The 26,693-nt window shown below is 67.5% G+C and carries 23 protein-coding genes and 1 pseudogene; 14 read left to right on the top strand and 10 right to left on the bottom strand.

All coding sequences use genetic code 11. The features are described 5' to 3' along the window. Nucleotides 1-49 precede the first annotated feature (49 nt). A complete protein-coding gene (locus H8F24_RS03415; RefSeq protein WP_197170982.1) occupies nt 50-505 on the top strand; it encodes a hypothetical protein in 456 nt (151 codons plus the stop codon). A 21-nt stretch (nt 506-526) separates the two neighbouring features. On the opposite strand, the gene pgk is transcribed toward H8F24_RS03415, so the two are convergent. Beyond that, on the bottom strand, nt 527-1,732 hold the full coding sequence (gene pgk, locus H8F24_RS03420; RefSeq protein ID WP_197158381.1) for a phosphoglycerate kinase: 1,206 nt from the start codon (nt 1,730-1,732) through the stop codon (nt 527-529). A gap of 168 nt (nt 1,733-1,900) precedes the next feature. Between pgk and H8F24_RS03425 the strand changes: the two genes are divergently transcribed. The 3 genes from H8F24_RS03425 to H8F24_RS03435 are packed head-to-tail and all read left to right on the top strand — an operon-like array spanning nt 1,901 to nt 4,211. Next, entirely contained in the window at nt 1,901-2,284 is a 384-nt protein-coding gene (locus H8F24_RS03425) for a universal stress protein (RefSeq protein WP_197158379.1), read from the top strand. After that, nucleotides 2,284-3,267, top strand: a complete 984-nt coding sequence (ylqF, locus tag H8F24_RS03430) for a ribosome biogenesis GTPase YlqF (protein WP_197158377.1) — start codon at nt 2,284-2,286, stop codon at nt 3,265-3,267. Before H8F24_RS03425 ends, ylqF begins: the two co-directional genes overlap by 1 nt. Next, nucleotides 3,264-4,211 (top strand): RluA family pseudouridine synthase, encoded by a 948-nt coding sequence (locus H8F24_RS03435; protein ID WP_197158375.1) that lies wholly within the window; start codon nt 3,264-3,266, stop codon nt 4,209-4,211. The genes ylqF and H8F24_RS03435 overlap by 4 nt, the downstream gene beginning before the upstream one ends. A 6-nt stretch (nt 4,212-4,217) precedes the next feature. Here the strand turns inward: H8F24_RS03435 and H8F24_RS03440 are convergent, their stop codons facing one another. From H8F24_RS03440 to H8F24_RS03450, 3 genes are all read right to left on the bottom strand, one after another. Then, the gene (locus H8F24_RS03440) at nt 4,218-7,349 is read right to left on the bottom strand and encodes a glycoside hydrolase family 9 protein (RefSeq protein WP_197158373.1); all 3,132 of its coding nucleotides are present in this window, start codon (nt 7,347-7,349) and stop codon (nt 4,218-4,220) included. Between the two features lie 106 nt (nt 7,350-7,455). Beyond that, entirely contained in the window at nt 7,456-8,196 is a 741-nt protein-coding gene (locus H8F24_RS03445; RefSeq protein WP_197170983.1) for a response regulator transcription factor, read from the bottom strand. After that, complete coding sequence (locus H8F24_RS03450) at nt 8,196-9,869, bottom strand: ABC transporter ATP-binding protein (RefSeq protein ID WP_197158370.1); 1,674 nt, start codon at nt 9,867-9,869, stop codon at nt 8,196-8,198. Before H8F24_RS03450 ends, H8F24_RS03445 begins: the two co-directional genes overlap by 1 nt. Nucleotides 9,870-9,961: 92 nt before the next feature. On the opposite strand from H8F24_RS03450, the gene H8F24_RS03455 reads away from it, so the two are divergent. From H8F24_RS03455 to H8F24_RS03465, 3 genes and pseudogenes are all read left to right on the top strand, one after another. Further along, nucleotides 9,962-12,364 carry a bifunctional (p)ppGpp synthetase/guanosine-3',5'-bis(diphosphate) 3'-pyrophosphohydrolase gene (locus H8F24_RS03455; RefSeq protein ID WP_231598073.1) on the top strand — a complete coding sequence of 801 codons (2,403 nt, stop codon included), beginning with the start codon at nt 9,962-9,964 and terminating at the stop codon, nt 12,362-12,364. Between the two features lie 40 nt (nt 12,365-12,404). Continuing rightward, nucleotides 12,405-13,733, top strand: a pseudogene (locus tag H8F24_RS03460) (protein adenylyltransferase SelO family protein). Between the two features lie 132 nt (nt 13,734-13,865). Continuing rightward, nucleotides 13,866-14,054, top strand: coding sequence for a hypothetical protein (locus H8F24_RS03465; protein ID WP_197158369.1), 189 nt, complete (start codon nt 13,866-13,868; stop codon nt 14,052-14,054). Here the strand turns inward: H8F24_RS03465 and H8F24_RS03470 are convergent. Then, entirely contained in the window at nt 14,041-14,541 is a 501-nt protein-coding gene (locus H8F24_RS03470; RefSeq protein WP_197158367.1) for a DUF2062 domain-containing protein, read from the bottom strand. The two genes, H8F24_RS03465 and H8F24_RS03470, sit on opposite strands and share 14 nt — an antisense overlap. Nucleotides 14,542-14,652: 111 nt before the next feature. Between H8F24_RS03470 and mnmE the strand changes: the two genes are divergently transcribed. The 5 genes from mnmE (at nt 14,653) to grrM (ending at nt 19,675) form a co-directional block, all read left to right on the top strand. After that, nucleotides 14,653-15,960, top strand: a complete 1,308-nt coding sequence (gene mnmE, locus H8F24_RS03475; protein WP_231598075.1) for a tRNA uridine-5-carboxymethylaminomethyl(34) synthesis GTPase MnmE — start codon at nt 14,653-14,655, stop codon at nt 15,958-15,960. Nucleotides 15,961-16,031: 71 nt separating this feature from the next. Next, nucleotides 16,032-16,916 carry a carboxylating nicotinate-nucleotide diphosphorylase gene (gene nadC / locus H8F24_RS03480; protein WP_197158366.1) on the top strand — a complete coding sequence of 295 codons (885 nt, stop codon included), beginning with the start codon at nt 16,032-16,034 and terminating at the stop codon, nt 16,914-16,916. 136 nt (nt 16,917-17,052) lie between these two features. Continuing rightward, on the top strand, nt 17,053-18,012 hold the full coding sequence (grrP, locus tag H8F24_RS03485) for an extracellular substrate binding-like orphan protein GrrP (protein WP_231598076.1): 960 nt from the start codon (nt 17,053-17,055) through the stop codon (nt 18,010-18,012). Between the two features lie 83 nt (nt 18,013-18,095). Next, on the top strand, nt 18,096-18,509 hold the full coding sequence (grrA, locus tag H8F24_RS03490; RefSeq protein ID WP_197170985.1) for a GrrA/OscA1 family cyclophane-containing rSAM-modified RiPP: 414 nt from the start codon (nt 18,096-18,098) through the stop codon (nt 18,507-18,509). 8 nt (nt 18,510-18,517) lie between these two features. Continuing rightward, complete coding sequence (gene grrM / locus H8F24_RS03495; RefSeq protein WP_197158363.1) at nt 18,518-19,675, top strand: cyclophane-forming radical SAM/SPASM peptide maturase GrrM/OscB; 1,158 nt, start codon at nt 18,518-18,520, stop codon at nt 19,673-19,675. A gap of 56 nt (nt 19,676-19,731) precedes the next feature. Here grrM and H8F24_RS03500 read toward each other — a convergent pair whose 3' ends face one another. After that, nucleotides 19,732-20,184: an Hsp20/alpha crystallin family protein gene (locus H8F24_RS03500; protein WP_197158361.1), complete on the bottom strand. Its 453-nt coding sequence runs from the start codon at nt 20,182-20,184 to the stop codon at nt 19,732-19,734. A 178-nt stretch (nt 20,185-20,362) separates the two neighbouring features. On the opposite strand from H8F24_RS03500, the gene H8F24_RS03505 reads away from it, so the two are divergent. Continuing rightward, nucleotides 20,363-21,028 (top strand): SDR family oxidoreductase, encoded by a 666-nt coding sequence (locus tag H8F24_RS03505; RefSeq protein WP_197158360.1) that lies wholly within the window; start codon nt 20,363-20,365, stop codon nt 21,026-21,028. An 18-nt stretch (nt 21,029-21,046) separates the two neighbouring features. Here H8F24_RS03505 and H8F24_RS03510 read toward each other — a convergent pair whose 3' ends face one another. After that, a complete protein-coding gene (locus H8F24_RS03510; RefSeq protein ID WP_197170987.1) occupies nt 21,047-22,456 on the bottom strand; it encodes an FAD-dependent oxidoreductase in 1,410 nt (469 codons plus the stop codon). 63 nt (nt 22,457-22,519) lie between these two features. Between H8F24_RS03510 and H8F24_RS03515 the strand changes: the two genes are divergently transcribed. Then, on the top strand, nt 22,520-23,116 hold the full coding sequence (locus H8F24_RS03515) for a hypothetical protein (protein WP_197170989.1): 597 nt from the start codon (nt 22,520-22,522) through the stop codon (nt 23,114-23,116). A 470-nt stretch (nt 23,117-23,586) separates the two neighbouring features. Here the strand turns inward: H8F24_RS03515 and H8F24_RS03520 are convergent, their stop codons facing one another. From H8F24_RS03520 to H8F24_RS03530, 3 genes are all read right to left on the bottom strand, one after another. Continuing rightward, nucleotides 23,587-24,156 (bottom strand): Crp/Fnr family transcriptional regulator, encoded by a 570-nt coding sequence (locus H8F24_RS03520; protein ID WP_197170991.1) that lies wholly within the window; start codon nt 24,154-24,156, stop codon nt 23,587-23,589. 317 nt (nt 24,157-24,473) lie between these two features. Then, complete coding sequence (locus H8F24_RS03525; protein ID WP_197170993.1) at nt 24,474-25,343, bottom strand: DUF6671 family protein; 870 nt, start codon at nt 25,341-25,343, stop codon at nt 24,474-24,476. An 8-nt stretch (nt 25,344-25,351) separates the two neighbouring features. Continuing rightward, nucleotides 25,352-26,692 (bottom strand): cation:proton antiporter, encoded by a 1,341-nt coding sequence (locus H8F24_RS03530; protein WP_197158350.1) that lies wholly within the window; start codon nt 26,690-26,692, stop codon nt 25,352-25,354. Nucleotide 26,693 lies beyond the last annotated feature (1 nt).

Here is a 26,693-nt window from a genome sequence, read left to right on the forward strand (position 1 = left end):
CATGACCAGCAGAAGTCCTGAGACCTGCAACACCGACCGAACCCTCCCGTTGAACCCGGTCTCGACCCAACGCTCCCGGCTGGTGCTGTTCGGCCGCGCCCTGCCCGTGATCGCCGCCCTGTCGCTGCTGGCGCCGCCCGTGGTCCTGTCCCAGACCCTCGTGGCGGCCGAGACACGGCAGGGAGCCCCCCAGAGGGGAAATCCTGAGGAACGACTCAAGCTCTCCCCAGCCCAGGCCAAGGAACTGTTCACGGCCCGGCAGGCCATGGAGCGCCGTGGCATCCAGGTCCGTCAGGAGATCCTGCAGAAGACCCGGCCCTGCATTGATCAGGCGCAGAATCTGCAGGCTCTGGGAGCCTGTAAACGATCCCAGCGGCAGGCTTATGCCAGCTTGATGGAGAAGGAGCGCCAGGAGATGCGCGACCTGTTGCAGAAGATGGGGATCAGCGTGCCGGAACGACCCGCAGGCCCGGCACGCCGGCATCAGGGCAAGCCAGCGTCCTGATGCCCGCAGGCTGACCGCTGCTCAGGCGTCGTCGAGGGCAGCCACACCGGGCAGCACCTTGCCTTCCAGCAGCTCCAGGCTGGCACCACCGCCGGTGGAGATGTGGCTCATCTGGTCGGCCACGCCCACCTTCTCCACGGCGGCCACGGAATCACCGCCGCCGATGATCGTGCAGCAGCCCTTGGCGCTGAGGTCGGCGAGGGTGTGGGCGATGCCGTTGGTGCCGGCGGCGAACTTGTCGAACTCGAACACGCCCATCGGGCCGTTCCAGATCACGGTCTTGCAGTCCGCCAGGGCGGCCTGGAAGGCCTGGATCGAATCGGGGCCGATGTCGAGGCCCATCCAGCCGTCGGGAATCACATTCACCGACGTGGTCAGGGTCTTGGCGTCAGGGGAGAAGTTGTCGGCCAGCACCACATCGGTGGGGAGCAGCAGCTGCACGCCCTTGGCCTTCGCCTTGGCCTCCAGCTCCTTGGCCAGGCCCAGCTTGTCTTCCTCGACCAGGCTCTTGCCCACCGCCAGGCCACGGGCCTTGTAGAAGGTGAAGATCATGCCGCCGCCGATCAGCACCTTGTCGCACTTGTCGATCAGGGCCTCGAGCACGCCGATCTTGGAACTCACCTTGGAGCCGCCCACGATCGCGGCCAGCGGCCGCTTCGGCTCGTCGATCGCGCCCTGCAGATACTGCAGTTCCTTCTCCATCAGGTGGCCAGCCACGCTGGGGCTGAGGATCTTGGCCACGCCTTCGGTGGAGGCGTGGGCGCGGTGGGCGGCGCCGAAGGCGTCGTTCACGTAGACCTCGGCCAGGGCGGCCAGCTTGGCGGCGAACTCGGGATCGTTCTTCTCCTCCTCGGCGAAGAAGCGCACGTTCTCGAGCAGCACCACATCGCCATCGACCATGGCGGCCACCTTGGCCTCGGCGTCGGGGCCGATGCAGCTGTCGGTCTTCACCACCGGCTTGCCGAGCAGCTCGCTGAGGCGGGCCACCACCGGGGTGAGTCGCATGGCTTCATTCACCTGGCCCTTGGGACGGCCGAAGTGGGCCGCCAGGATCACCCGGGCGCCTTTGCCGGTCAGGTCGTTGATCGTGGGCAGGGCGGCGCGGATGCGGGTGTCGTCAGTGATGGCACCGGCGTCATCAAGCGGTACGTTGAAGTCGACCCGCACCAGGACACGCTTACCGCGGAGTTCGTCGGCGCTGAGGCTGGTGAGGGATCGCTTCGTCATCGAGATTCGCTTCGGTTTCGGCGGCGGCACCTTAGCGGGCCGCCGTTCGGCGATCTCACCAGTGCTCCGGTCGATTGACCGACCCGGCTGGGGCTAGGACAGGTTTCGGCCTCGTCCGACGCCTGTTCTTTCTCTCCCTCCCGTTCGTTCAGCCCTGCGCCCACTGCCATGTTCGACACCGTTCTGTTTCCGATCGATCAGAGCCGCCAGACCATGGAAACGGCCACCGTGGCCCTGCAGCTGGCCCAGCGCCATGGCAGCCGCCTGGTGGTGCTCTCGGTGGTTGAATCCGAGGAGGGTGTGATGCACGATTCGGAGGCGGTGCATGACCTGCTGGCCCAGGCGCGCAGCAGCTTTGAGCAGGCCGGCGTGGCCTGCGAAGTGATCGAGCGTGAAGGCAAGCCCGCCTTCGTGATCGGCGATGTGGCCGATGAAATCAATGCCGATCTGATCGTGATGGGCACCCGTGGCATCTCGCTTGACACCGACCACACCAGCACGGCCGCCCGGGTGATCCAGCTGGCGCCCTGTCCGGTGCTGGTGGTGCCCTGATGCAGGCGACCGACCTGCTCAGTGCTGCCGCCCCGGCGATTCAGTGGTACCCCGGCCATATCGCCAAGGCCGAAAAATCTCTGGCCGCCAGCCTCGAGAAGGTGGATCTGGTGATCGAGGTGCGGGATGCCCGCATCCCCCTGGCCACGGGTCATCCCCGCCTGCAGCGCTGGATCCGGGGTAAGCAGCACCTGCTCGTGCTCAACCGGGTGGACATGATCTCGCCCGAGGCGCGCCAGGCCTGGACCGCCTGGTTCCGCGCCCACGACCTTGTGGTCTGGTGGTGCGACGCCAAGGCCGGCACCGGTGTGAAGCAATTGCAACAGGCGGCGATCCGGGCCGGCGACGCCCTCAATGCCCGCCGTGCCGGTCGCGGCATGAAGCCCCGGCCCGTGCGGGCCCTGATGCTGGGCTTCCCCAATGTGGGCAAGTCGGCCCTGATCAACCGGCTGGTGCGTCAGAAGGTGGTGCAGAGCGCCCGCCGTGCCGGCGTCACCCGCAGCCTGCGCTGGGTGCGCCTCGGCCAGGATCTCGACCTGCTCGATGCGCCGGGGGTGCTGCCGCCCCGCCTCGATGACCAGCTGGCGGCCCTGCGGCTGGCCCTCTGTGACGACATCGGCCAGGCCGCCTACGACGGCGAAGCGGTGGCCCTGGCCTTCGTGACCCTGCTGGCTGGCCTGGAGCCCCAGGCGGCGGCAGGCGTGCCGGTGGGTCTGCTGGAGAAACGTTATGGCGTGCCCGTGCCGGCTCTGCCAACCGCGACCGCGGGGCCAGGCACGGCACCCGATGCCGCCGCCTGGCTGGCCGCCGCCGCCGCCCGTCACACCAGCGGTGATACAGCCCGCATGGCCCAGCGCCTCCTGGATGAGTTCCGCAAGGGTGTGCTGGGGGCCATCGCCCTGGAACTGCCGGTGGCCGGCACCGGTGCCACCAACGCCCGGCCTGCCGTTCCGCCGTCGTCTCCGCCCTTGCCCCATCCATGAGCGCGTTTGGTGAAGGCGAGGGGGAGTTGCTCACGCTCACCTACCCGAAGCCCCTGCCGATGCGGCTGGATCGCTGGCTGGTGGCTCAGCGGCCGGAGCAGAGCCGTGCCCGGATTCAGAAGTTCATCGACGCCGGCTACGTACGGGTCAATGGGGTCACCGGTCGCGCCAAGACCCCCCTGCGGCCCAACGACACGGTGCAGCTGTGGATGCCACCGCCCGAACTGCTGCCCTACCTGGTGGCTCAGGACATCCCGCTGGATGTGCTTTTCGAGGATGCCCACCTGATCGTGCTCAACAAGCCGGCCGGCCTCACCGTCCATCCGGCCCCCGGCAACCGGGACGGCACCCTGGTGAATGGCCTGCTCCATCACTGCCCCGATCTGCCCGGCATCGGCGGTGAGATGCGCCCCGGCATCGTCCATCGGCTCGACAAGGACACCACCGGCTGCATCGTGGTGGCCAAGAGTCAGGAGGCATTGGTGAAGCTGCAGGTGCAGATCCAGCAGCGCATCGCCTCGCGGGAGTATGTGGCGGTTGTGCATGGTGTGCCCCCGGCCGATCACGGCACCGTGATCGGCGCCATTGGTCGCCACCCGGCTGACCGCAAGAAGTACGCGGTGGTGCACGACGGCAGCGGCCGCCATGCCTGCACCCACTGGAGCCTGGTGGAACGGCTGGGCGATTACGCCCTGCTGCGCTTCAAGCTTGATACCGGCCGCACCCACCAGATCCGGGTGCATTGCGCCCACATCGGTCATCCGATCGTTGGCGACCCGGTCTATTCCCGTTGCCGCAAGCTGCCGCTGGACCTGCCCGGGCAGGCCCTGCATGCGGTGCAACTGGGGCTCGATCACCCGATCAGCCGTGAGCGGATGGTGTTTGAGGCGCCGCTGCCGCAGGTGTTCGACAAGCTGCTGGCGGTGCTGCGGCGGCGACGCTGAGACGGCTCAGGCCAGCTCAAGGCTGACGTTCTGGCCGATGGCAAAGGCCAAGGCACCGGTAAGACCGGCATTGTAATCAAGGGCCACTTCGTTGCTGATGTAGTCATCACGGCGGTCGGCATAGGCGAAATCACTCGCCTGGCTGGGCCCGCCCACGAGAGCCCCGACCAGAGTATGGGCATTGGGCTGGTCATTACGAAAATCATCCCAACTCACCCCGGATGCGGCACGGTGGTGTGGCTGCTGTGCATAGGCGTCGCCGTAGCCCACCATGTAGCTGAACTGGCGGGGATTATCGCCAAGAATATAATCAACCGTGTCCGTCGCCAGCTGTCCATAGCGCCCCTCCGGATCGATCACCGCATCGGCGTAAAATCCCGCCATCAGAGCAGTGTTGGCGGCATAGCGCAGGGAACCCCAAGGGCTGATGAAGCGCAGTCCGCCATCGGTGATCGTCACGCCGTTGCGACCATCCACCCAGCTGTCCAGCCAGTCCTCCACATCGCGGCGTACCTCGGCATTGCCGGTATCACCCGCCATCATCACGGCAGTGGCATAGGAAGCATCGTCCCAACTGTGCGTCCATCCATTGGAGAGGCCACCGATGGAGGAGCTATAAATGGCCAATGCCTGATTGCGATAGTCGCTGCCATCTCCGCCGGCCGCTTCCACAGCCCGGGCCAGCCAGGCGGCACTGTAGGCGAGTTCATCGTGGTATCCGCTCCAGGAATTGTAATAGCTGCGCACCTCCGTGATGGAGTCGGAATACTTGCCCTGGAAGCGATTCGCGAACGCATGAAGCGCCATCGCATGGTCGAGCAGTTGCAGTTCATCGGCATAGGCCGTTTCGCCGTTCTCACGAAATAACACCGAGGCCGAAGCCAATGCCGCAGCCGTAGCCCCGGCCACATCGGATCCCGGCTTGTCGGGGGTGATCGCCATGGCTGGCCGGGCAATGGTCTGGCGTTCCGGTGCGCTCCAGAGCGCGTGGTCCGCCTCTACATCGCCCACCTGGACCACCAGGTAGGTGGTCTGACCGGAGGCATCACGGCCATGGGCCTTGAGCAGATAGTCGGTACCCCAGCGCACCGCATCCATGAGCTCGTCAAGCTGGCCGGCAGCGGCGTAGCCCTCCTTGAACTGAATGCCGCTCCAGGCCAGAGTGGAGAGACTGGAGTCCAGTGGCAGGCCGAATTTGCCGTGATCTCCGGCATCGTGGTAGCCACCGCTCAGGTCGAGGCTGAGACCCGCCTGGAAGTTCTCGGGACGCCGATCACCGAACCAGACGCCGTCGCGACCATCGCGCAGACCGGAATCACCGCGCCAGGGCACCCGGTTGCTGGCCTCATCGAGGTCACCGGAGCGGTTGGCTTCATAGAAAAGAAACGAGAGCCCAAGGGCCGTGCCGTAGTCCTGCGCCGCATCGGCGCCGCCCGTCGTTCCGCCATCCACCCCACTGGTTGAGCCGTCCTCCGCAGGACTGCCTGGAGTCCCGTCACCCCCTGGTGTGGGATTGGGGGTTTCGCCGGATCCCGTCGTCGTGCCAGGCAGGATGCTGCCCTCGCTGAACAGGAGCGAGGCATCCAGCGTTCCGGAGTTGCCAATGGGTGTGCCCTGGGTGCCGTTGAATCCCACCGTCACGGATCCACCGGCAGGGATCGCCGCGGCCCAGTCGCGGCCGCTGACGGTGTAACGGGTCAGGCCGCCACCCAGATCAGTGGCTTCAATCTCAGCTCCCCAGGGATCGCCGGAGATCCGATGCACCGTCTCGAAGCTGAAGCTCCAGCTCGGCAGGGCCTGGCCGGAGGTGTTGGCCACGGTCAGCTCGGCCGTGAAGCCATTCCACCAGCGGCTGCCGCCGACGCTGACCGTGAATGGTTGGGTGGTTGTCCCGCTCCCTCCTGTCTGCGGGGGGCTGGGATCCATGGGATCCATCGGGTCCATGGGATCGGCGGGATCGTGGCTGTCGTGGTCGTGCGCCTGACCGTGCCCACCCGCGCTGCCGTTGAAGGCATCACCGCCGATCGGGGTCAGGCCTGTGCCCCTGCGGCTCTGCAGTCCGTCGGTGACCTGGCCGGCCGGCCCCTCCGGGGTCAGCAGCCCGGCGCGGCTCACCAGGCTCACCTGATCCACGCTCACCCCGAAGGCATCCTCCAGCCGGTCTTCCACCACCTGGTCGTTATGGAACTCGAGGTTGGCCGGGATCAGCTGGGCGCGGCGGATGCCGACCAGCAGGAGGCTCTGGCCGGTGGGTTCCACCGCGATCAGCAGACCCTCCGCTGTGTCGGACACCGTGAGCCGTTCCCGGGTGCCGAAATAAAGGAAGCTGAGCTTCATGGTGGCGGGGTCGAAGCCTTCGACCCGTTCCTGCACGCCGGTTTCATGGGAGCGCACGTAAACGGTGTCCGCGTCCCGCTCGCCCACACCCTTCTCCCAGGAGAGGGCTCCGCCGATGTCCTGGCGCAGGTGCTCGTTGGCGACGATGCCGAGATTGGCGGGGCTCAGGTCGGCGAGGCCCACGCCCCGGATCACCTGGTCCTCGGGTGTCCAGGCCCAGGGATTGATGATCGTCGCGTCTCCAGCGGCGGTCTTGCCCACGATCAGGTTGTGCACCGACACGTCACCGAAGTCGAGCCGGTCCCGGGAGGGATCAAAGCCTTCGATATCCGCCCCGGCCGGATCGGCCTGGAACACCCGTCCATCCCGCGGGGCCGGGTCCGGTTGCGTGGGTGAGGGTATGGGGTCTGGGGTGGGCGTGGGATCGGGCGGGCTGGCGCTGCCTGCCGCCAGCAGCAGGGAGCTGTTGAGGGCGCCGCTGTTGCCGATCGGCTGTCCCTGGGTGGCGTTGAATCCCACGCTGACGCTTCCTCCTGCCGGCAGGCGGGTGGCCCAGCCGGCGCCGGTGAGGGTGTAGCGCCAGAGCCCGTTGCCCAGGTCGATCCGTTCCGCCGTGGCTCCCCAGGGCGTGCCGCTCAGTTGGTGGGGGCTGTCGAACACCACGCTCCACGCCTCCAGCGCCACCGCGGAGGTGTTGGTCAGGGTCAGCTGAGCGGTGAGACCGTTCCACCACACGTCGCCGGAGATGGCGACGCTCACACCGGGCGTACTGCTGAGGAAAGGAGTGTCAGGCTGGGCCATGGGAGACACGGGAGATGGCTCCGATGTAGGTCTGGCGCTGGCAACTCCTCAATCCTTCAAATGACGGAAATCTGAGGACGTGGCCCGGCAAGGAGACCGCCGGGCATCACCGCAGATAGCCAAGCCGGAAGGCCTCCACAGCCGCGGCAGCCCGGTTGGTGACGCTCAGGCGCCGCAGGATGTTGCGCACGTGATCGCGGGCCGTGCTGGGGGCGATATGCAGACGGGCGCCGATTTCCTTGTTGCTCAGGCCTTGCGCCACCAGCGCCAGGATCGAGAGTTCGCGGGGTGACAGGGTGCAGCGCCCGCTTCCCGCATCGGGAGCGGGCGCTTCAGGGGACTCCTCGCCTGTCTCAAGACTGGCGCGGATCGCCGGGTCCACGAAGATTTCGCCACGGCAGAGGCGCTCGACGCCGTAGACGAATGCGCCCCCCTGCCCGATGCTGCCTTCCAGCACGATCACATCCGTGCCGGCCTCGATGGCGGCCTCGACCAGCGCCCTGCGGTTGTGGGTCAGGACCAGCAGACAGCGGTGCGCCAGGGTCTGGGCCTTTGCCAGCCGGATCAGATCCAGCCCAGGGCCATCGGCCAGCAGCTCCGTGACCAGGATCAGCTGGGGCCGATCGGCCTCTCGCACCAAGGCGTCGGCTTCTGACAGGGAGGCGGTGATGCGCAGCCCCGGGGCGGCGGTCTGGGCGCGCAACCCACTTTGGATGGAGAGCATCAGCAGCCGCGGGTACATGCACACCAACACGGGATGGGGGCGCAGCAGCACCCGCAACAGATCTCCGCGGGCCTGAAGCAGCGCCAGGGATCGATCGCCCCCTTCGTGTTCCGGAGTGCCCATCACGCCGCCAGGGCAGGCAACCGGGGGCAGGCGTCCACCAGGATGCGGGTGATCGCCGCCTGGGGATGCCGCAGCAGCTGGGCTCCCGGCCCCTCCTCCACGATCCGTCCTCCGTCCAACACGATCACCCGGTGGCAGAAGCCGCTGGCCACGCTGAGATCGTGGGTCACGAACAGCAGGCCCAGGCCCAGCTCCGCCTGCAGGCGGCGCAGCAGGGCCAGCACGTCGGCCTGCACCTCGGCATCGAGCATGCTGACGCTCTCATCGCAGAGCAACACCTTCGGCTCCAGGATGAGGGCGCGAGCGATCGCCACCCGCTGCTGCTGACCGCCCGAGAGCTGGCGGGGGCGTCGATGCTCGAAGTCTTCGGCGGGCGTCAGCCCCACGGCCTCCATCAACTCCCGGGCCCGCTGGCGGGCTGCACTGCGGCTGGCCAGGCGGTGGATCAGCAGGGGATCCGCAATCGCCTCCCCAACCGGCATCTGGGGGTTAAGGCAGGCCAGCGGATCCTGGAACACCATCTGGATGCGCCGGCGGGCCCGCCGTAGCTCCCTGCCGCCCAGCTGGCGCAGATCCCGCCCCTGCAGGCGCACGGCGCCACCCCGCACCGGGGCCAGCCCCATCAATGCCCGGCAGAGGCTGCTCTTGCCGCAGCCCGAGGCCCCCACCACGCCGATGGTTTCGCCCTCCAGCAGGCGCAGACTCACCCCGTCCACCGCCTTGAGCCAGCGCTGCTGCCAGGGCAGTGACGGCAGGGGATGCCAGCTGCGCAGTTCCTCCAGCTCCAGCAGCAGCGGGGCGTCTACGGGGGCGCTGCTCCGCAGACCTTCGCGGGCGCGGGCCTTGCTCACCAGGCGGCGGGTCAGGGGAGAGGCCGGTGCCGTGAGCAGCTGATGGGAGGGGGCCTCCTCCACCAGCCGCCCCTGATCGAGCACCGCGATGCGATCACACCAGCGGCCCGCCATCGCCAGGTCGTGGCTGATCAGCAGCAGGGCGCTGCCGGCCTCCTGGCAGAGGCTGGTGAGTTCGGCCATCACCTGGGACGCCACCGCCACATCCAGGCTGGTGGTGGGTTCATCAGCCACCACCAGTTTCGGCGCCAGGGCAAGGGCAAGGGCGATGGCCAGGCGCTGTCGCATGCCGCCGCTGAATTCGTGGGGGTAACTGCCGTAGCGCTCCACGCCGATACCCACACGGGTCAGCAGCGCTTCGGCCCGTTGCCGCACGGCCCGGCGCCGCCGGGAGGCGCCCATCGGTGCCCCCGTGAGCCAGTGGGCACGGTGCGCCTCGAGAGTGTCGCTGAGGTGCTCGCCGATGGTGAGCAGGGGGTTCAGCCGGGTCATCGGGTCCTGGAACACCAGGCCGATCGCCTCACCCCGCAGCCGCCGCAGGGCAGGGCGCTTCAGCTGCCGCGGATCCACCCCGGCCACCTCCAGTTGGCCGCTGCAGAGACTGCCCTGGGGCAGCAACTGCTGCACGGCTCGGGCCACAGTGCTCTTGCCGCAGCCGGAGGGGCCCACCAGGGCGAGGCGGTCTCCCGGTGCCAGGCTCAGATCGAGGCCATCCAGGGTGGGGCGGTCGCTGAGGGGATAGCGCACCACCAGGTTCGCGATCCGCAACACCGGTTGGGCTGATGGCCCTGGTGCGGCAGGGGCAGAAGGCTCGTCGACCATGGCCTGTTTGTCCACCAGCTTGCTCGCTGATCCTGTCGGATCCTCTACGACCTGTCGCAGGCTGCATACCATGGAGTGGATTGCGGGGATGCATGCCCAAGGCCGCCTCCGAACCGATGTCTCCTGTAGGGACGGCAGCCCAGGCTGCAGCTGCGGGCACGAAGCGGTCCGGTGGGCCAGCTGCAGCGGAGGTTGGAGGGCTGGCACTGGACAGGACCGAGGCCGTGGAAGCCGCGGCGGCGCGACCGCGAATTCTCAGCCCGGCCGATTACGGCGTTCCCCTGCCCGAGTGGTTGCAACGCTGTATCGAGCACGTCCCCCCTGGTGCGGGCGACGTCTGTCCCAGGGACGCCGAGGCCTTGCTGGCCTCGGCGTTTGACTTTGCCTACCAGCTCCACGATGGCCAGTACCGGGCCAGCGGCGAGCCCTACATCATTCATCCGATCGCCGTCGCGGATCTGCTGCGCGACATCGGTGCCAGCGCCGGGGTGATCGCTGCGGGCTTCCTGCACGACGTGGTGGAGGACACCGACGTCACCCCCGAGGAGATCGAGGCCCACTTCGGCCCCGAGGTGCGGGCCCTGGTGGAGGGCGTCACCAAGCTGGGCGGCATCCACTTCACCAACCACACCCAGGCCCAGGCGGAAAACCTGCGGCGCATGTTTCTGGCCATGGCCAGCGATATCCGCGTGGTGCTGGTGAAACTGGCCGACCGGCTGCACAACATGCGCACCCTCGGGGCGCTCAAGCCCGAGAAACAGCAGCGCATCGCCCGCGAGACCCGCGAGATCTATGCCCCCCTGGCCAACCGCCTCGGCATCGGACGCTTCAAGTGGGAACTGGAGGATCTGGCCTTCAAGATGCTTGAGCCGGAGGCCTTCCGGGATGTGCAGCAGCAGGTGGCCACCAAGCGCAGCGAGCGGGAGCAGCGGCTGGCGGTCACGGTGCAGCTGTTGCGTGATCGTCTTGCCGCCGCCGGTCTGCAGGACTGCGAGGTGAGCGGCAGGCCGAAGCACCTTTACGGCATCTGGAGCAAAATGGAGCGTCAGCAGAAGGCGTTCCACGAGATCTACGACGTGGCAGCCCTGCGGATCCTCTGCCCCAGCCTGGAAGCCTGCTACCGGGCCCTGGCGGTGGTGCATGACACCTTCCGCCCCATCCCTGGACGCTTCAAGGATTACATCGGTCTGCCCAAGCCGAATGGCTATCAGTCTCTGCATACGGCGGTGATCGGTCGGCATCGGCCGATCGAAGTGCAGATTCGCACCAGTGATATGCACCAGGTGGCTGAATATGGAATCGCCGCCCATTGGAAGTACAAGGAAGGGGGGTCACCGGCCTCCACTGGAGGCGACACCGAACGCTTCAACTGGCTGCGCCAGCTGGTGGATTGGCAGAAGGAGGATGGGGGAGAGGACAGCAGCGATTATCTGGCTTCAATCAAGGAAGACCTCTTCGATGAGGAGGTGTTCGTGTTCACGCCCAAGGGTGATGTCGTGGGGTTGCGCAAAGGATCCACGGCGGTGGATTTCGCCTTTCGCATCCACTCGGAGGTGGGCAATCACTGCCAGGGTGTGCGGATCAATGACCGCCTCTGTCCGCTGGCCACGCCGCTGCAGAATGGCGACTTCGTGCAGGTGATCACGGCCAAGAACGCCCACCCCAGCCTCGACTGGCTCAATTTCGTCGCCACCCCCACGGCACGGAATCGCATTCGTCAGTGGTACAAGCGCAGCCACCGGGAAGACAACATCCAGCGCGGCACGGCCATGCTGGAGCGTGAGCTGGGCCGCGAAGGACTGGATGGCCTGCTCAATGGCGAGGCCATGGCCCGGGTGGCGCGGCGCTGCAATCTGGTCGGCACCGAAGACCTGCTGGCGGCCCTTGGCTTTGGTGGGGTCACCCTGCACCAGGTGCTCAACCGGCTGCGGGAGGAGATCCGGCTCGCGACCGAAGCGGCGGCCCCGGTGCTCAGCAATGAGCAGGTCGCTGCCGGGGTCGGGGCGCAGGCAACCGCTGTCCCCCTGGCGCCAGGCAGCGGCGCCGGCAGTCCGATCCTCGGGGTGGAGGGTCTGGAATACCGGCTGGGAGGCTGCTGCAGTCCACTGCCTGGCGAGCCGATCCTGGGCAGTGTGGCCCTGGGCAACCACGGCATCACCATTCACCGGCAGGACTGTTCCAACGTGGCCCAGGTCCCCCTGGAGCGGCGGTTGCCGGTGCGCTGGAACCCAGCCATCGATCAGGGCAAGCGCCGCTATCCCGTGCAGCTGCGCATCGAGGTGCTGGATCGGGTGGGCGTGCTCAAGGACATCCTCACCCGCCTCTCGGATCACCGCATCAACGTCAGCGACGCCCGGGTGCGCACCGCCTACGACAAGCCGGCCCGCATTGATCTGCGGGTTGAACTGATGAGCGCCAGCCAGTTACGCACCACCATGGATCAGATCCGCTCCATGGCCGATGTGCTTGACATCTGCCGCACCGGCATTGGCTGAACGGCCCGATTCAGCTCCGGCCGGCCAGGGCAATCCCCTGCTGAGCCTGCCCTTCGAGCCCTCCATCGAGGGGCTCGGCCCTGAGTACTGGGATGTGGCGGAGGCGGCCCGTTTCCCCCGCACGACACTGCGCTTCCGCAACGATGCCCTGCTCGAGCAGCTGGGCCTTGATCCCAGTGCTGTGGCTGATGCGGATCTTGAGGCGGCCTACGGAGGCTTCGAGGCCCGGCAGCCGTTGCTGGCCCTGCGCTACCACGGCTACCAGTTCGGCACTTACAACCCCTTCCTCGGCGATGGCCGCGGCTTTCTCTACGGCCAGCTGCGCGATCGCCACGGCCAGCTGCAGGACCTCGGCACAAAAGGCAGCGGATGGCGCGCACCCACCTCCGCTTCGGCACCTGCGAGCGATTGCTGCATCGGCGCCGTCCCGATCTGCTGGAGCGGTTGCTGCGCCATGTGGTGGCCGTCTATTACCCCTCCATCGCCGCTGCCCATCCGGTCGATTGCCGGCCCGGTGCCGCTGCGGATGCCGCTGCGAACAACACCGAACCCCAGCTGCTGGCGTTCTATGGCGAGCTGGTGGAACGGATGGCGCGGCTCGCTGCCGAATGGATGGCCGCCGGCTTCACCCACGGCGTGCTCAACACCGACAACATGTCTCTAGCCGGTGAGAGCTTCGACTACGGCCCCTTCGCTTTTCTCGACCGCTGGGATCCCGGCTTCACCGCCGCCTATTTCGACCACAGCGGTCTGTACGCCTATGGCCAGCAGCCACTGATCTGCCATCACAACCTGCGCCTGCTGCAGGAGCCCCTGGCCATGCTGCTGCCGCGAGCCGAACTCGAGGCCCGGCTGGAGCGCTTTGCCCCCACCTACGACGCCCACGACCGCCACGGCCTGCTGCGCCTGCTCGGCCTGGCGACCGCAAGGGCAGAGCTGCCCGATCCGGTGCTCTCCACCTTGCAGTTGCTGGCGGCCTGGCCAGTGGGCTACGGCAGCTTCTTCGCCGCTCTGGCCGCCCATGTGGGCACCCATGGCTTGCCGGCGGGGCCTGAGGATCTGATTCCCTTCGTGCCGGAGGCTGCCGAGCCGCCGCGGTCTGAATGGCTCGCCTGGCGGGAGGCCTGGTGGAGCTGGAGCCACGGCGCTGACTCTGCCGGCTCGGATGCTGCCAGCGCAGGTGAGGCCGGCATGGGCGATGGCGACACTGTGGCGGCCCGGCTGCAGCGCTGGAACCTGCCGGTAACGCCGATCCGTCCGGTGATCGAGCAGATCTGGGAGGCGATCGATCAACACGGCGATCAATCAACACGACGACTGGCAGCCGTTCCACTCCTGGCTGGACGGCACGCAGTTGTCTCCCGACTGATCTCTGCTGCGTCTTGCTGGTGAGCATCCCCCCACAGCATTGGGGCCGGGTGTCTGGCGCTACAGCTGCATTGGGTTGGTTTCTCTACAAACGCACCACCAACGGGGTATTGGCCCCTCCGCAGTGTGCAACATGACCTCCGAACAGGCTGCCCAGCTGATCGATAACACCCTTGATCTGGTGCATCAGCGCCTCCAGGATCTGCAGGCTCAGTCGTTGCCCCAGGAACAGCGGGCCCTGGCCGCTGAATTCCGGGAATGGCGCCATCCCAATGGCGGCCACATCGATCTGATGGTGTTCCCCGGCCTCACGAACTTGTGAGGTCGTTCAGGTTTGCCGGGGCGTTGCCATGGCGCTGCAGCCAGCGCCAATAGGTCCAGCCGCAGAGACTGGCCGCCACCAGGCCCATCAGCAGCGAGCCCAGCAACATCCGGTTGACGAACGACCAGCCCAGCTGCCAGATCGCTTCGCTTCGCATCACCTCCAGCCCCGGCCATCCCTTGCCGGGTCCAAGCAGAAGTGAGCCGATTCTGTAGTTGATCCAATAGAGCGGCACATAGGTGAAGGGGTTGCTGATCCAGGTGCCGGCTGCGGCCAGCAGGTGGTTGCCGCGCATCACGCTGGCCAGAGCAATCCCCAGCAGGGTCTGCACACCAAAGAACGGGAAGCAGCCGCAGAACACCCCGGCCGCCAGGCCGCGGGCGCGTTGTCCTGGGCTGCCCTCCTGGTGCCAGAGCCAGACGCCGGCACGCTGGATCAGTCGCACCAGGGATCCGTGCGGTCGAAACTGGGAGAAGTGCGGCGCCATGAACAGGTGGACGGCGGGCAGGGGAACGGCAGTCAGGGTCATGGCGACGACACCATCGCGGCGGTGGCGACCGCGATCGCGGCGGGTCAGGGCAGCGTTGCGATCGTAAGAATGTCCGGACCCGAGGCGGAGCCGATCGGCCGGTCGCTGTTCCGGGCGCCTGGCCAGCAGACCTGGGACAGCCATCGGGTGCTCTACGGCCACGTGGTCGACCCGGCCAGTGGGGAGCGCGTCGACGAGGCCCTGCTGCTGCTGATGCGCGCTCCGCGCAGCTTCACCCGCGAAACCGTGGTGGAACTTCATTGCCACGGGGGCCTGATGGCGGTGCAGCGGGTGCTGGAGCTGGTGCTGGCGGCCGGGGCTCGGCGTGCCTTGCCAGGGGAATTCAGCCAGCGGGCCTTCCTCAACGGTCGGCTCGATCTCACCCGCGCCGAGGCTGTGAGCGAGATGATCACCGCCCGCAGTCGCCGGGCCGCCCAGCTGGCCATGGCCGGCCTGGACGGGGGACTGCAGTCCCGCATCGCAGGGCTGCGTGAGCAGCTGCTCGATCAGCTGGCCGAGCTGGAGGCCCGGGTGGACTTCGAGGAGGATCTGCCACCCCTGGATGCCGCCGCCGTGGTCGCCGCCCTGGCGGGGGTGGGCGAGCAGCTGGAGGCCCTGGTGCGGGAGGCGCGCCAGGGGGAGCTGCTGCGGGAGGGCCTGCGGGTGGCGATCGTGGGCTGCCCCAATGTGGGGAAATCCAGCCTGCTCAACCGGCTCAGCCAGCGGGAGCGGGCGATCGTGACCGATCTGCCGGGCACCACCCGCGATCTGCTCGAAAGCGAGCTGGTGCTCGGCGGCGTGCCCCTCACCCTGCTCGATACCGCCGGCATCCGCCCCACCCACGACCGGGTCGAGCAGCTCGGCATCGCCCGCAGCCGCGCCGCCCTGGCCGCGGCGGATGGGGTGCTGCTGCTGTTCGACCTTGAGGCCGGCTGGACCGCCGCTGATCAGGAGTTGCTGGAGCAGGTGCCCGAGGCGGTGCCGCTGCTGGTGGTGGGCAACAAGGCCGATGCGGCCGGCGTGAACGCCGGTGCGATCCCTCCTGGGAATTTGCCCACGACGGCGCCCGCCGATGTGGCGATCAGTGCCCTCAGTGGCGACGGCTGCGAGGCCCTGGCCCAGCTGCTGCTGCAGCGCTGTGGAGCCGGTGAGGCGCAGGGGCTGCAGGTGGCCCTCAATGCCCGCCAGCGGGATCTGGCGGCGGTGGCCGCCGCCAGCCTGGAGCGCAGCCTCGAGGCGGCGGGTCAGCAGCTGCCATGGGATTTCTGGACCATCGATCTGCGGGCGGCGGTGCGGGCCCTCGGTGAGATCACCGGTGAGGAGGTGAGCGAAGCGGTGCTCGATCGGGTGTTTGCGCGCTTCTGCATCGGCAAGTGAGGCGGCGGTGATCGTGCCCTGGGGTGATCGGCTCAGGCAGGCTTTGTCGATGCCGCCTCACCGCCTGCGCCATGCCGCACCTGCCTGTCACGCCGGAGCTCGAGGCCCAGCTGCGCGCCTGGCTGGCGGAGGACATCGGCCGCGGTGATCTCACCGCTCCAGCACTGCGGGGGCGCCAGGGGCATGCCCACTGGATCGCCAAACAGCCTGGGGTGCTCTGCGGAGCCGTGCTGGCGGAGGCCCTGTTCGGCCTGCTCGATCCCCAGATGCGGGTGCGGCGTCTGGTGGAAGAGGGGGAGGCGGTGCAGGCGGGTCAGCAGCTGCTGGAACTGGAGGGGGCGGCTGAAGCCCTGGTGGCCGGGGAGCGCACCGCCTTGAACCTGGCGATGCGACTTTCCGGCATCGCCACCGCCACCGCCGCCCTGGTGGCGACGCTGGCGGGCACAGGCGTGCGCCTGGCCGACACCCGCAAGACCACGCCTGGCCTGCGGCTGCTGGAGAAGTACGCCGTGCGCTGCGGTGGCGGTCTGAACCACCGCCTCGGCCTTGATGATGCCGCCATGCTCAAGGAGAACCATCTCGCCTGGGCCGGTGGTGTGACCCCCGCCGTGGCGGCGGTGCGCGCCCAGGCGCCCTGGCCGGCGGCGGTGATCGTGGAGGCCGAAACCGCCCGCGAAGCCGAAGCCGCCGTGGCCGCCGGTGCCGATGGGGTGCTGCTGGATGAATTCAGCCCCGATCAGCTGCATGAGCTGGTGCCCCGCCTGCGCGAACAGGCCCTGGCCGCCGCCGTCGCGGGGCACGGCAGGGGGCGGGTCGTGCTGGAGGCCTCCGGCATCGCCCCGGAGCAGTTGCGGGCCTATGCCGCCACCGGCATCGATCTGATCTCCACCAGTGCACCGATCACCCGCTCGGCCTGGCTGGACCTGAGCATGCGCTTCGATCCTGTCGTCGCCTGACGGAAAGTCAGCCGAAACGTCCGATCTGCTGCTTGTCTCAGGGGTTTGGTGAAGAATCGCCCCAACAGCCGCTGCCAACGTGGCCAGGTGGGCCATCCCTCTCCACATTGGGAAGCGGCCTCCGCTGCGCCTCCTCTTGCCGCGACCTCACCGTTCAGGCCGCCGCCGCTGGCTGGCCTCCACCGCTCTGACACTGCTCACGCTTGCCTGGACGCCGCTGGCCCGGGCCCAGACCAAGGCCCAGCCTGAGGGGGTCGTCGATCGGGTTGCTCGCACCGGAGAGCTGGTTCTGGTCGGCCCGTCGGATCTGGCGCCCCTGGTCTCCGTCGACGCCCAGGGCCAGCCGATCGGTTACGGCGTCGAGGTGGCGCGTCGCATTCAGGCCGAGCTGGCCTCCGCGGTGGGACGTCCGGTGAAACTGCGCTTCGAGGCGGTGACCAACCCAGGCGACCTGGGTCAACGCCTCGCCGAGGGCAAGGCTGATCTGGCCTGCGGGCTGCCGTTCAGCTGGGAGCGGGACATGTGGATCGATTACTCCCTGCCGATCGGGATTTCCGGCCTGCGGCTGCTGGCCCCCGCCGGGCGCCTGGATGGTTCGCCCGAATCGCTGGCGGGCCGCCGGATCGGCGTGGTGAGCGAATCCCTGGCCGCCACCGAACTGCAGGGCATTCAGCCTGAGGCCAAGGCGGTGGACTTCCCCTCCCTGGCCGCGGCGGTGGCTGCCTTGAAGGCCGGACAGGTGGATGGGGTGATCGGCGACACGGCCCTGCTGGCCAGCCTCGCCGGGGGTCCAGCGTCTCCTCCCCTGGTGCTGACGCCCGAGGTTCCTTACGAAAACTATGCGCTGGCCTGTGTTCTCCCCGAGAACGATTCGGCCTTCCGCAATCTGGTCAACCTGGCGATCGCCCGCTTCCTGCAGGGCTACCTCGATGGCCAGAATGATGCGGTCACGGCCGTCCATCGCTGGGTTGGCCCGGGCAGTGCCCTGAACCGATCCCCGGAGCAGATCCGCACCTACTACGAGTCGGTGTTGCTGGGTGTGGAGGCCATCAGGCCGCTGCCACCGGCCAAGTCGTCGGCACAGCCCACCCCCTGAATCAGCACGCTCCCAACCAGGCCGTCCCCTGAGGTCGGTTGCCTCCGGGCCGTCCCTCCGTTCCTTCGTCAGCCCCTGCTTCGATGGCGTTCCTTTCCCGTTCCCGTCTGTTCGGCCTCCTGCTGATCATGGCGTCGTTGCCCATGGATCCAGGGGCGGCCCTTGCCCTGGGGGCCGGCAGTCGTCAGGAGCCGCTGGACGATCCGCCGCCGCAGGGAAGCGTTGAGGCTCGCCTGCGTCGCATCGCCGCCGCCATGCGGGAACAGCAGGGAGAGGAGGTGATGGACTCCACCACCACGTCCATCCCCGAGGGGGCGATTTCGGCGATCTTCGTCAATGCTCCCGGGATTGGCTGGGCCAATGGCGGCGGCTTCCGCAACGGCGGTTTTTATAACGGCGGCTTCCGCAATGGGGGCTTCGGTAATGGCGGTTTCCGCAACGGCGGTTTCCGCAACGGGGGGGGATTCCGTAACGGGGGCTTCCGCAATCACTGGTGACTCAGCCCTTGCATGAGCCGTTGCCTGGGCGATTCGGCCCCGTGCGTCTGCTGGTGGTGCAGCCCACCCCGTTCTGCAACCTCGACTGCGACTACTGCTATCTGCCCAGCCGCAACGACCGCCGCCGGATCTCCCTGGACATCCTGGAGGCAGCGCTGGAGCGGGTGCTTGAGAGCCCCTATGTCGATGGTGGTTTCACCCTGCTCTGGCATGCGGGGGAGCCGCTCACCATGCCGATCGCGTTCTACGACGCGGCCACTGAATGTCTTGAACGTGTGCTGGCGCGCCATGGACTGCCGCCCGACACGATCCACCAATCGTTGCAGACCAACGCCACGGTGATCGACGATGCCTGGTGCGATTGCTTTGAACGCAACGGCATCCATGTGGGCGTGAGCATGGATGGTCCCGCTTTTCTGCACGACGCCCATCGCGTCACCCGCACCGGCAAGCCCACCCATGGCGCTGTGATGCGCGGGATCGCCCATCTGCAGCAGCGCGGCATTCCCTTCCAGGTGATCTGCGTGCTCACGGCCGATGCTCTCGACCACGCCGAGGCCATTTACCGCTTCTTCACCGATCACGGCATCGAGGACGTGGGCTTCAACATGGAGGAAACCGAGGGCGAAAACCTCCAGTCCACCCTGGAGCGCCCCGATGGAGAGCGCCGCTATCGCGTCTTCCTGGAGCATCTCTGGCAGCGGACCCGGGCCGAACCGGAGCGGCTGCGGGTGCGCGAGTTCGACGGTGTCACCAGCCTTGCCTGCGCCGACGCCCGGATGGAACAGACGGATATGAACACGCCCTTTGTGATCGTGAACGTGGATGCCAGGGGTAACTTCTCCACCTTTGATCCGGAGCTGTTGTCGGTCTCCACGGCGGAATACGGCGACTTTTCCTTCGGCAATGTGCTCACCGGCAGCCTCGAAGCGTCGGTCGCCACCGACAAGTTTCAGATGGTCCACCGGGAGATCGCCGCCGGTGTCGCGCGTTGCCGCCGGGACTGTGACTATTTCGGGCTGTGCGGCGGTGGCGCCGGCAGCAACAAGTACTGGGAGCACGGCAGCTTCGACTGCAGTGTCACGCAGGCCTGCCGCTACCGCATCCAGCTGGTGGCCGATGTGGTGCTGGCCGGCATGGAGGAGGAACTGGGCCTGAGTGTCTGAGGTTGGAAGCCCCATCCCGCAGAGCCGAATCGACCGCGCGCGATGGGGCTGATCGCTCACTGAACCGGAATCTGAACCGGTTCCTCACTGGGTGCAGACTCCCTGCGCGGCACGGTCACAGTGAGTTGTCCGTCCTTTGCCGCGGCCTGCATCGCTGTCGCATCGGCATCTTCCGGCAGGTGGAAACTGCGGCTGAAGCTTCCGTAGACACGCTCGACCCGATGCAGACGTTCGGAGTCCTCCTTCTTCTCCTGGTGGCGCTCCCCCTGGATGGTGAGGATCCCATCCTGGAGGGTCACCCGCAGGTCTTCCTTGCAGACTCCGGGGATGTCGGCTCGCACCTCGTAGCCACTGGCGGATTCGGAGATATCCACCCGGGGCTGCCAGTCGCTCAGGGCCATGGTCGAGAGACTGGAGCCACTCCGCCCGAAGGGCCATGGGAGCGACAGGGGGTAGCGATCGAACAGATCCTCAACGTCCTTGAGGGATTCTCGTTTCAAGAGAGCCATGGTGTGACCTCCTGGGATGCATGGGTAGGGGGAATGGGTCCGGAACTGGATCCACTGCGCAGCACAGACGGATTCACCGAAGCTGTAGCGATTGGATCCACAGGGCCCTTCCACTTCTGACTATTCATCCGCCGGCCCTGGGTGAGAAGGTGCGGGTGTCCGTCCAGCAGATCCGGCCATGGCCACCTACCTGATCACCGGCGCCAACCGCGGTATCGGTACCGAATACTGCCGCCAGCTCCAGGCGCGGGGCGACAGCGTGGTCGCGGTCTGCCGCACCCCATCGGAGGAGCTGGAGGCCCTTGGGGTGCGAATCGAAGCGGGGGTGGACATCACCTCCGACACAGCGATGGGCAGCCTGGTGGAGCGGCTCGGCGGCCTGCCGCTCGATGGCCTAATCCACAACGCCGGCATCCTTGAGCGCACCAACCTGCAGGATCTCGATCCGGAGAGCGTGCGGCGCCAGTTCGAGGTGAACGCCCTCGGCCCGCTGCGGCTCACCCGGGCCCTGCTGGACCAGCTGCACGCCGGCTCCAAGCTGATCCTGATGACCAGCCGCATGGGTTCGATCGCCGACAACAGTTCCGGCGGGTCCTATGGCTACCGGATGTCCAAGGTGGCGCTGTGCATGGCAGGCAAGTCGCTGGCGGTTGACCTGGCGCCCCGTGGCATCGCCGTGGCCATCCTTCACCCCGGGCTGGTGCGCACCCGCATGACGGGCTTCACCGAGCAGGGCATCACCACGGAGCAGGCAGTGCGCGGCCTGCTGGAGCGCATCGATGCCCTCACGCTCGAGACCTCCGGCACCTTCTGGCATGCCAATGGCCAGGTACTGCCCTGGTAGAGCCTGCGGCCGGAGGACTCAGCAGCCTGCGTCGAGCCGTTCCAGCACCGCCGCCGCCGCCTCTTCACCACTGCGCACCGCCCCTTCAAAAAAGCCCGGCCAGCGCTCGGCCACCTCGGTGCCGGCCCAGAACACCCGGCCATGGGGCCGGCGCATCGCCTCACCACAGCGGCTCCACAGTCCCGGTGGCATCCAACCGGCGAAGGCACCGCCCACGAAGGGCATGGCCGGCCAGTCCTTCTCCACGTAGGCCACGGGCTCAAGGGCCTGCGGGCCCAGATAGGCGGCCAGATCCGCCAGCACCGCCTGCCGCCGCTCCACCTCGGAAAGGGTTGCCCAGCGGTGATAGCGATGGCCCACCATGAAGGCGGCCAGCACACCCGCACCGCTCTCGGGATCGGAGCTGTCGGCGCAGAGCTCCACCGTGGGCTGATCGCCGATGGCGATCCCCGACAGCCCCTGCTCCCGCCACCAGGGCCTGGCATACACCACCAGCACCTTGGCGCAGGCGCCCATCACCATCTCCTGGTTGAGCTGCTGGCGGTCGGCGGGCAGCTCCGGCGAGAAGCGCAGGCGGGCCACCATCGCCGGCGGCATGGCCACGATCACCGCACGGCAGGGATATGCCGCCCGATCGGTGGACACGGTGAGCGCAACAGGCGAAGCGGCGCCGGGGTCTTCCAGCACCTCCAATGCCGGTTCTCCCAGCACCACCACCCCCTCGCCCAGCTCCGCCGCCAGCAGGGCCGGCAGCTGGCCGGCGCCGCCATGGAGCAGCTCCTGCTCGGGGTGTTCGCCCTGGGAGGCGGTGTGCTGGCCCCAGAGCACATGCAACAGCGACACCTGCTCCGGCTCGGCCGGGCCCAGGAATCCCACCGCCCGGCAGAAGTAGGCGAAATACCAGGCGGCGAAGGGGGTGTGGGTGTGGGCGTCGATCCAGTCCTGGAAGCTGAGGCGATCCAGTTCGGCGGCGGCGGGATGGTGGTGGGGGTGGCCGTCGGGGAACTGAGCCACCAGCGCCTGGAAGCGCTCCAGGGCGGCCATGGCATCGGCCCAGTCGGCGCTGGGCACCGCCGGGGGCTGCCCCTCAGGAAAGCCCTGGAAGAAGCCGGCGAAGGTACAGCGGCTGCCGCCGAACACCAGCACCGTGGCGCCGTCATGGGGGGATTCGAAGCGGCGGATGCCGTGGCGATCGAGCAGGGCGAGGAAGCGGGTCTGAGTGGGACCGACCCACTGACCGCCCAGGTCGATCCAGGGTTCGCTGGGCAGCGGCAGCCGCTGGCCGGTCATACGGCCGCCCAGCTGCCCGGCCGCCTCGACCAGGCGCACCGAGCGGCCCGCCGCCTGCAGGGCCCGGGCCGCCACCAGGCCGGAGAGGCCGCCACCCACCACCACGACATCGACAGGTTCAACCGATGGAAGAGGCATGGATCCAGTGAAACGGCCGGGCGCGAGAGCAGCATTAGCCTCGCGCAAGCCGCTGCGGGGTCGATGGGCCTGCCCTCCATGCTGGCCATGGGCCTGGGGCTCCTGGCGCTGACTCCTGGCCATGTCACCAGGATGCAGGGCCTCTGCTGGCGCACCGCCGAGCCCTTCTCAACGCCGGAACCGGTTGGCCTCGACGCCCTGGCCGTCGGGTTCCCCGCCGGCGTGCCCTTCGAGCGCCAGCGGTTCAGCATCACCGCTGTTCGCTTCGGCCCTGAGGCCAGCAGCACCAAGGCAGGCATGACGCCGGGCGAACTGCGCGCCTACGTGCGCTCCATCTTCCTGGCCGCGGGTCCGGGCGGTGGTCCGATCCGCCGCACGCTGCTGGGCCGCCCAGTGGACGGTGACAGCTTCACCACCTCCATCCCACGGCCACGGCTCGGGGAGATCTACGCACTGCCCCTGGCCAGCGGCGAGACCGTGGTGCTGGGTTTCTCGATGCCCGTCGAGGCTCGTGCCCAGGGCGAGGCGCTGCTGACGGAGGTGGTCACAACCCTGCGGGAAGCAGACAACGGAGACCCCAGCTGCGGCGGCAGGCCCTCAGGCTCCGATGATGGGAATAGGAGCAATGCGTCTGGACTCAGTGAGGGCGCGTGGCGCTGATGCTGTGTTCAGAACTTGCGGAGCTCCCTGCGCATCTTGAGGGGCTGATGGCCTGATTGATGCTGGGTGTAAAGCAGGACCGGCAAGAACACCAGCACCAGGGCGATCGTGGCCACGACGCCCCAGGACAGTCCTGGCCGGCCTGCTGGTGGGGCATACCGTGGTCTGGTGGTGCTGCGGCGACGCCGTCGTGATGGCCTGTTGAACCTTCCCATCGTTGGATGCTGCGGATCGATGGATGCTGCGGGTGGATGGTGCGGGCCCAATGGGCGGTTCAGTCTGTCGGGGCCGGCGGCTGCCACCACTCTCGATTCAGCGATTCCGATCCGCTGATCCCAGGGCCCATCGATGCTGGGATCCTCTCTGGAGGCGGCCATCCTGGAGATACGGCAGAGCTTGCTCCGGAAACTCCAGCCACTTGATGGTGGATCCGGGCATGGTCCTCGTCGTCATGCCCCTGCCGTTCAGCTCTAATCCAGGAATTTAGAACAAGGAAGCCGCAGCAGGAGCGATCCGCCGGCCTGACAGGCAATCACACCAGCCTGGCGGAAGCTGGTGAGCGCCTTGGTCACCGTGACTCTGGTCATGCCGGCGATGTCTGCCAGCTGTTGATGCGTGAGGAGCTTCTCGCCAAACGTGAGCGTCACCCCCTGGCTGGTCATGGTGCCGAAGCGCGTGCCGAACCAATCCAGCAACTGCAGCAGCCGGGCTTCCGCAGGACGCACACGGCTGAGCATCAACAGGATGGCCGCCTGACGCAACTGTTCTTCGAGAAACTCGCGCTCCATCGCGCTGGAGGCCTCCTCCTCTTCGACCACAACCGGCGAGAGCGTGCGCAGTTCGAGGCCGGAAAGGCCGATCAGCGCCGGGATCACCACCTCGCCGGGGCCCCAGACCCCGAGGGTGAGAGGGTCAAGCCCCGCACTCCAGCGGGCCAACCAGACATGACCCTGCTCAATCCGCCAGCAAAGGTTGGCGGGCAACCTCTCCCCGGCCCGCAGGCTCAGGCGAAGACAACGACGTGACATGGAGATGGCCATCACGGGATACGGCGAGGAGCAGAAGCAGCAAGCCTGAGGCAGTCAGCGCATCAAGAAGCGAAGATCGGCCGACAGAAGACAAAGGAGAGAGGGAGACATCGTCCCCTGAAAACATGTCGACTGCCGAAGATACTCACCATAGACACAGGGGAAATCACGGCTGAATTAGGTCCGCAAACCTTAAGTCTTGCTTTGGCAGATGTGTCGATTTAAACCCGCAGGATTCCAGATTGCATCCATAAGTCAGCGTGATCAACGCCTGGAGATTCCCGCCGCCTGAGGAGCAACCGCAACGGGCCAGCGGACCTGGTGGCGGGTCAGGGGTTACACCAGGGGCAATGCATCGGGTCAGCCTCCCGCCTGCCATCCCGGCGGGGCTTCAGCTCGCTGTGGCAACAGGCCGAACAGCCCCAGCGCTCCTGCGCCATCAGCGGCGTGGCAGTTCCGCAGCAACGGCACGGCAGGCCTGCCACAGCCTCGGTTCGTCCCCAGCCCGGTGATTCACAAGCCGGACACAGCTGACGGATCCGTCGCACCAGTTGGAAGCCCAGTCGGCGGATGCTTGCCATCCGGGTGGGATTGCAATGGGCTCGCATATCGGTTTCGAGCAGCACCTCGCCATTGGAGGACGCTGCAGCGCAGTGGGCCAACGCGACCTCCAGGTCAGCGATGGTGCGGATGGCCTTGATGCAGCGGCCGCTGGGGTCGTGCTGGGCTGGGCGAGCGATCAGGGCATGGCTGGGGAAACGCACCTGCTGCAACCAGGTGCTGAAGCCAGTGCTGTTGAGATCCGACGGCCCCACCGTGCGGCTGGAAAAGGTGGTGCGCATCTCCAGGCGCCGTTCCACCACGGTGAGCTGACGTTCCAGATCAACGAACACCAGCACCTCCTGGCCCACAGGCAGAAAAGGCACGGCGGGATGGGGCCCGAAGCTGCCCTCACTGGCCAAACCCAGTGGCAGCCCGGTGGCGGCCAGCCCGAGTTTGGCCTTGAGGCGACAGGTGCTTACCGGATCGGCCGGACGCTCGATCTCGCCGCTGAAGGTACCGAGCTGATCGGTGTCGCAGCCGCAGACCAGCAGTTCCGCCCCCAGCCCATGAAACACAGGCCTGGCCAGCACCCGCTCCTTGCCATGGAGCGTGGTGAGGCAGACCCTGCGCCCGGCATAGGGAGAGGCCGGCACCATCGTTGGTCTCAGGAAGGCTGGGGGGCAGGCACCGGCTTGGCACCGATCACCAGGCGCAGCAGGATCGGTGCCAGGAAGGTGGTGCCGATCACCATCAGCAGGATCGCAGCCTCCAGGGCTGGGGTGAGGATGCCGGCCTGGGTGCCGAGCCCCAGAAAGATCAGGCCAACTTCGCCACGGGGCATCATGCCGAGCCCCACCACCAGACGGTTGCTGGGTTCTTTGCTGATGTAGCTCCAGCCCGCCGCCACCTTGCCCACCACGGCCACCACCAGCAGAAAGACGGCCACGATCAGCCCTTCACGGTTGGCTGGGTCGAACGGATTCAGCACCGACAGATCCATACCGGTGCCGATCAGCACAAAGAACACGGTGGCAAACAGGGCCACCAGAGGTTTGACGGCCGCGTCGATGTCGTGGGTGTGCTTTGAGGCGCTGAGGATCAGACCCGCAGCAAAGGCTCCGAGGGCGGCTTCCAGGCCGATCGCCTGGGCGGCAAAGCAGCTGAGGGTGAGCACCACGAAGCTGGCCACGGCCACATCACCGGGAGCCTTGAGGCGATCCACGACCCAGTCGAAGACCGGCGCAGCGGTGCGGCTGAGGAAGAGGGCCGCCGCCACGAACACCAGGGCCGCAGCACAGAGCTTGAGAATCGGGCCGATGGTGAAGGCACCACCACCAGCCAGGGCCACCACCACCGCCAGGATCACGATGCCGAGGATGTCGTCCAGCACGGCCGCGCCGATGACGATCTGGCCCTCCTTGCGCTTGAGCCACTGCAACTCACCAAACACACTGGCTGTGATGCCGATCGAGGTGGCCGTCATGGCGGCTCCGGCAAACACCGCCGGGATCAGAGGCACATGGAAGAGGTAGTAGAGGCCCGCGGTGCCGAGCGCAAAGGGCAACAGCACACCGGTGAGGGCCACCGTGCCGGCCTGCACCCCCACGGCCACCAGTTCATCGAGTTCGCTTTCAAGCCCCGTGAGAAACAAGAGGGCGTAGAGACCGATCTGAGACACAGCCTGCAGGCTGGGGAACGTCTCGCGATACACCGAGGTCACCGTTTCGGGGGACACATCGGCCAGGGAGCCGACCAGACCGAGCACCGCACCGCTGAGCTGGGCCTGCGTCTCCGGCGGGAGCACCAGATGCAGACCGGAGACACCGATCAACACGCCGGCAACCAGTTCGCCGAGGATGGTGGGGAGCTGCAGGCGCACCATCAGCTCGGCCATGGCGCGTGCCGCCACGAAAATCACGAGAAACCGACCAACCCCGATCAGGGTCTCGGCCACTTCAACCTGGTGGCTACCGACTTCCATCAGCAGCGCGGGCAAGGGATCCATC

The sequence above is a fragment of the Synechococcus sp. CBW1002 genome, from assembly GCF_015840915.1.
Lineage (GTDB): Bacteria > Cyanobacteriota > Cyanobacteriia > PCC-6307 > Cyanobiaceae > CBW1002.

Coding starts and splice junctions, on each gene's coding strand:
- H8F24_RS03440 (WP_197158373.1), bottom strand. CDS start 7,349: ATGGCCCAGCCTGACACTCCTTTCCTCAGCAGTACGCCCGGTGTGAGC.
- H8F24_RS03515 (WP_197170989.1), top strand. CDS start 22,520: ATGGGCCTGCCCTCCATGCTGGCCATGGGCCTGGGGCTCCTGGCGCTG.
- H8F24_RS03465 (WP_197158369.1), top strand. CDS start 13,866: ATGACCTCCGAACAGGCTGCCCAGCTGATCGATAACACCCTTGATCTG.
- H8F24_RS03500 (WP_197158361.1), bottom strand. CDS start 20,184: ATGGCTCTCTTGAAACGAGAATCCCTCAAGGACGTTGAGGATCTGTTC.
- nadC (WP_197158366.1), top strand. CDS start 16,032: ATGCCGCACCTGCCTGTCACGCCGGAGCTCGAGGCCCAGCTGCGCGCC.
- H8F24_RS03505 (WP_197158360.1), top strand. CDS start 20,363: ATGGCCACCTACCTGATCACCGGCGCCAACCGCGGTATCGGTACCGAA.
- H8F24_RS03525 (WP_197170993.1), bottom strand. CDS start 25,343: ATGGTGCCGGCCTCTCCCTATGCCGGGCGCAGGGTCTGCCTCACCACG.
- grrA (WP_197170985.1), top strand. CDS start 18,096: ATGGCGTTCCTTTCCCGTTCCCGTCTGTTCGGCCTCCTGCTGATCATG.
- ylqF (WP_197158377.1), top strand. CDS start 2,284: ATGCAGGCGACCGACCTGCTCAGTGCTGCCGCCCCGGCGATTCAGTGG.
- H8F24_RS03435 (WP_197158375.1), top strand. CDS start 3,264: ATGAGCGCGTTTGGTGAAGGCGAGGGGGAGTTGCTCACGCTCACCTAC.
- mnmE (WP_231598075.1), top strand. CDS start 14,653: ATGTCCGGACCCGAGGCGGAGCCGATCGGCCGGTCGCTGTTCCGGGCG.
- H8F24_RS03530 (WP_197158350.1), bottom strand. CDS start 26,692: ATGGATCCCTTGCCCGCGCTGCTGATGGAAGTCGGTAGCCACCAGGTT.
- H8F24_RS03425 (WP_197158379.1), top strand. CDS start 1,901: ATGTTCGACACCGTTCTGTTTCCGATCGATCAGAGCCGCCAGACCATG.
- H8F24_RS03470 (WP_197158367.1), bottom strand. CDS start 14,541: ATGGCGCCGCACTTCTCCCAGTTTCGACCGCACGGATCCCTGGTGCGA.
- H8F24_RS03455 (WP_231598073.1), top strand. CDS start 9,962: ATGCCCAAGGCCGCCTCCGAACCGATGTCTCCTGTAGGGACGGCAGCC.
- H8F24_RS03520 (WP_197170991.1), bottom strand. CDS start 24,156: ATGGCCATCTCCATGTCACGTCGTTGTCTTCGCCTGAGCCTGCGGGCC.
- pgk (WP_197158381.1), bottom strand. CDS start 1,732: ATGACGAAGCGATCCCTCACCAGCCTCAGCGCCGACGAACTCCGCGGT.
- H8F24_RS03510 (WP_197170987.1), bottom strand. CDS start 22,456: ATGCCTCTTCCATCGGTTGAACCTGTCGATGTCGTGGTGGTGGGTGGC.
- H8F24_RS03445 (WP_197170983.1), bottom strand. CDS start 8,196: ATGGGCACTCCGGAACACGAAGGGGGCGATCGATCCCTGGCGCTGCTT.
- H8F24_RS03450 (WP_197158370.1), bottom strand. CDS start 9,869: ATGGTCGACGAGCCTTCTGCCCCTGCCGCACCAGGGCCATCAGCCCAA.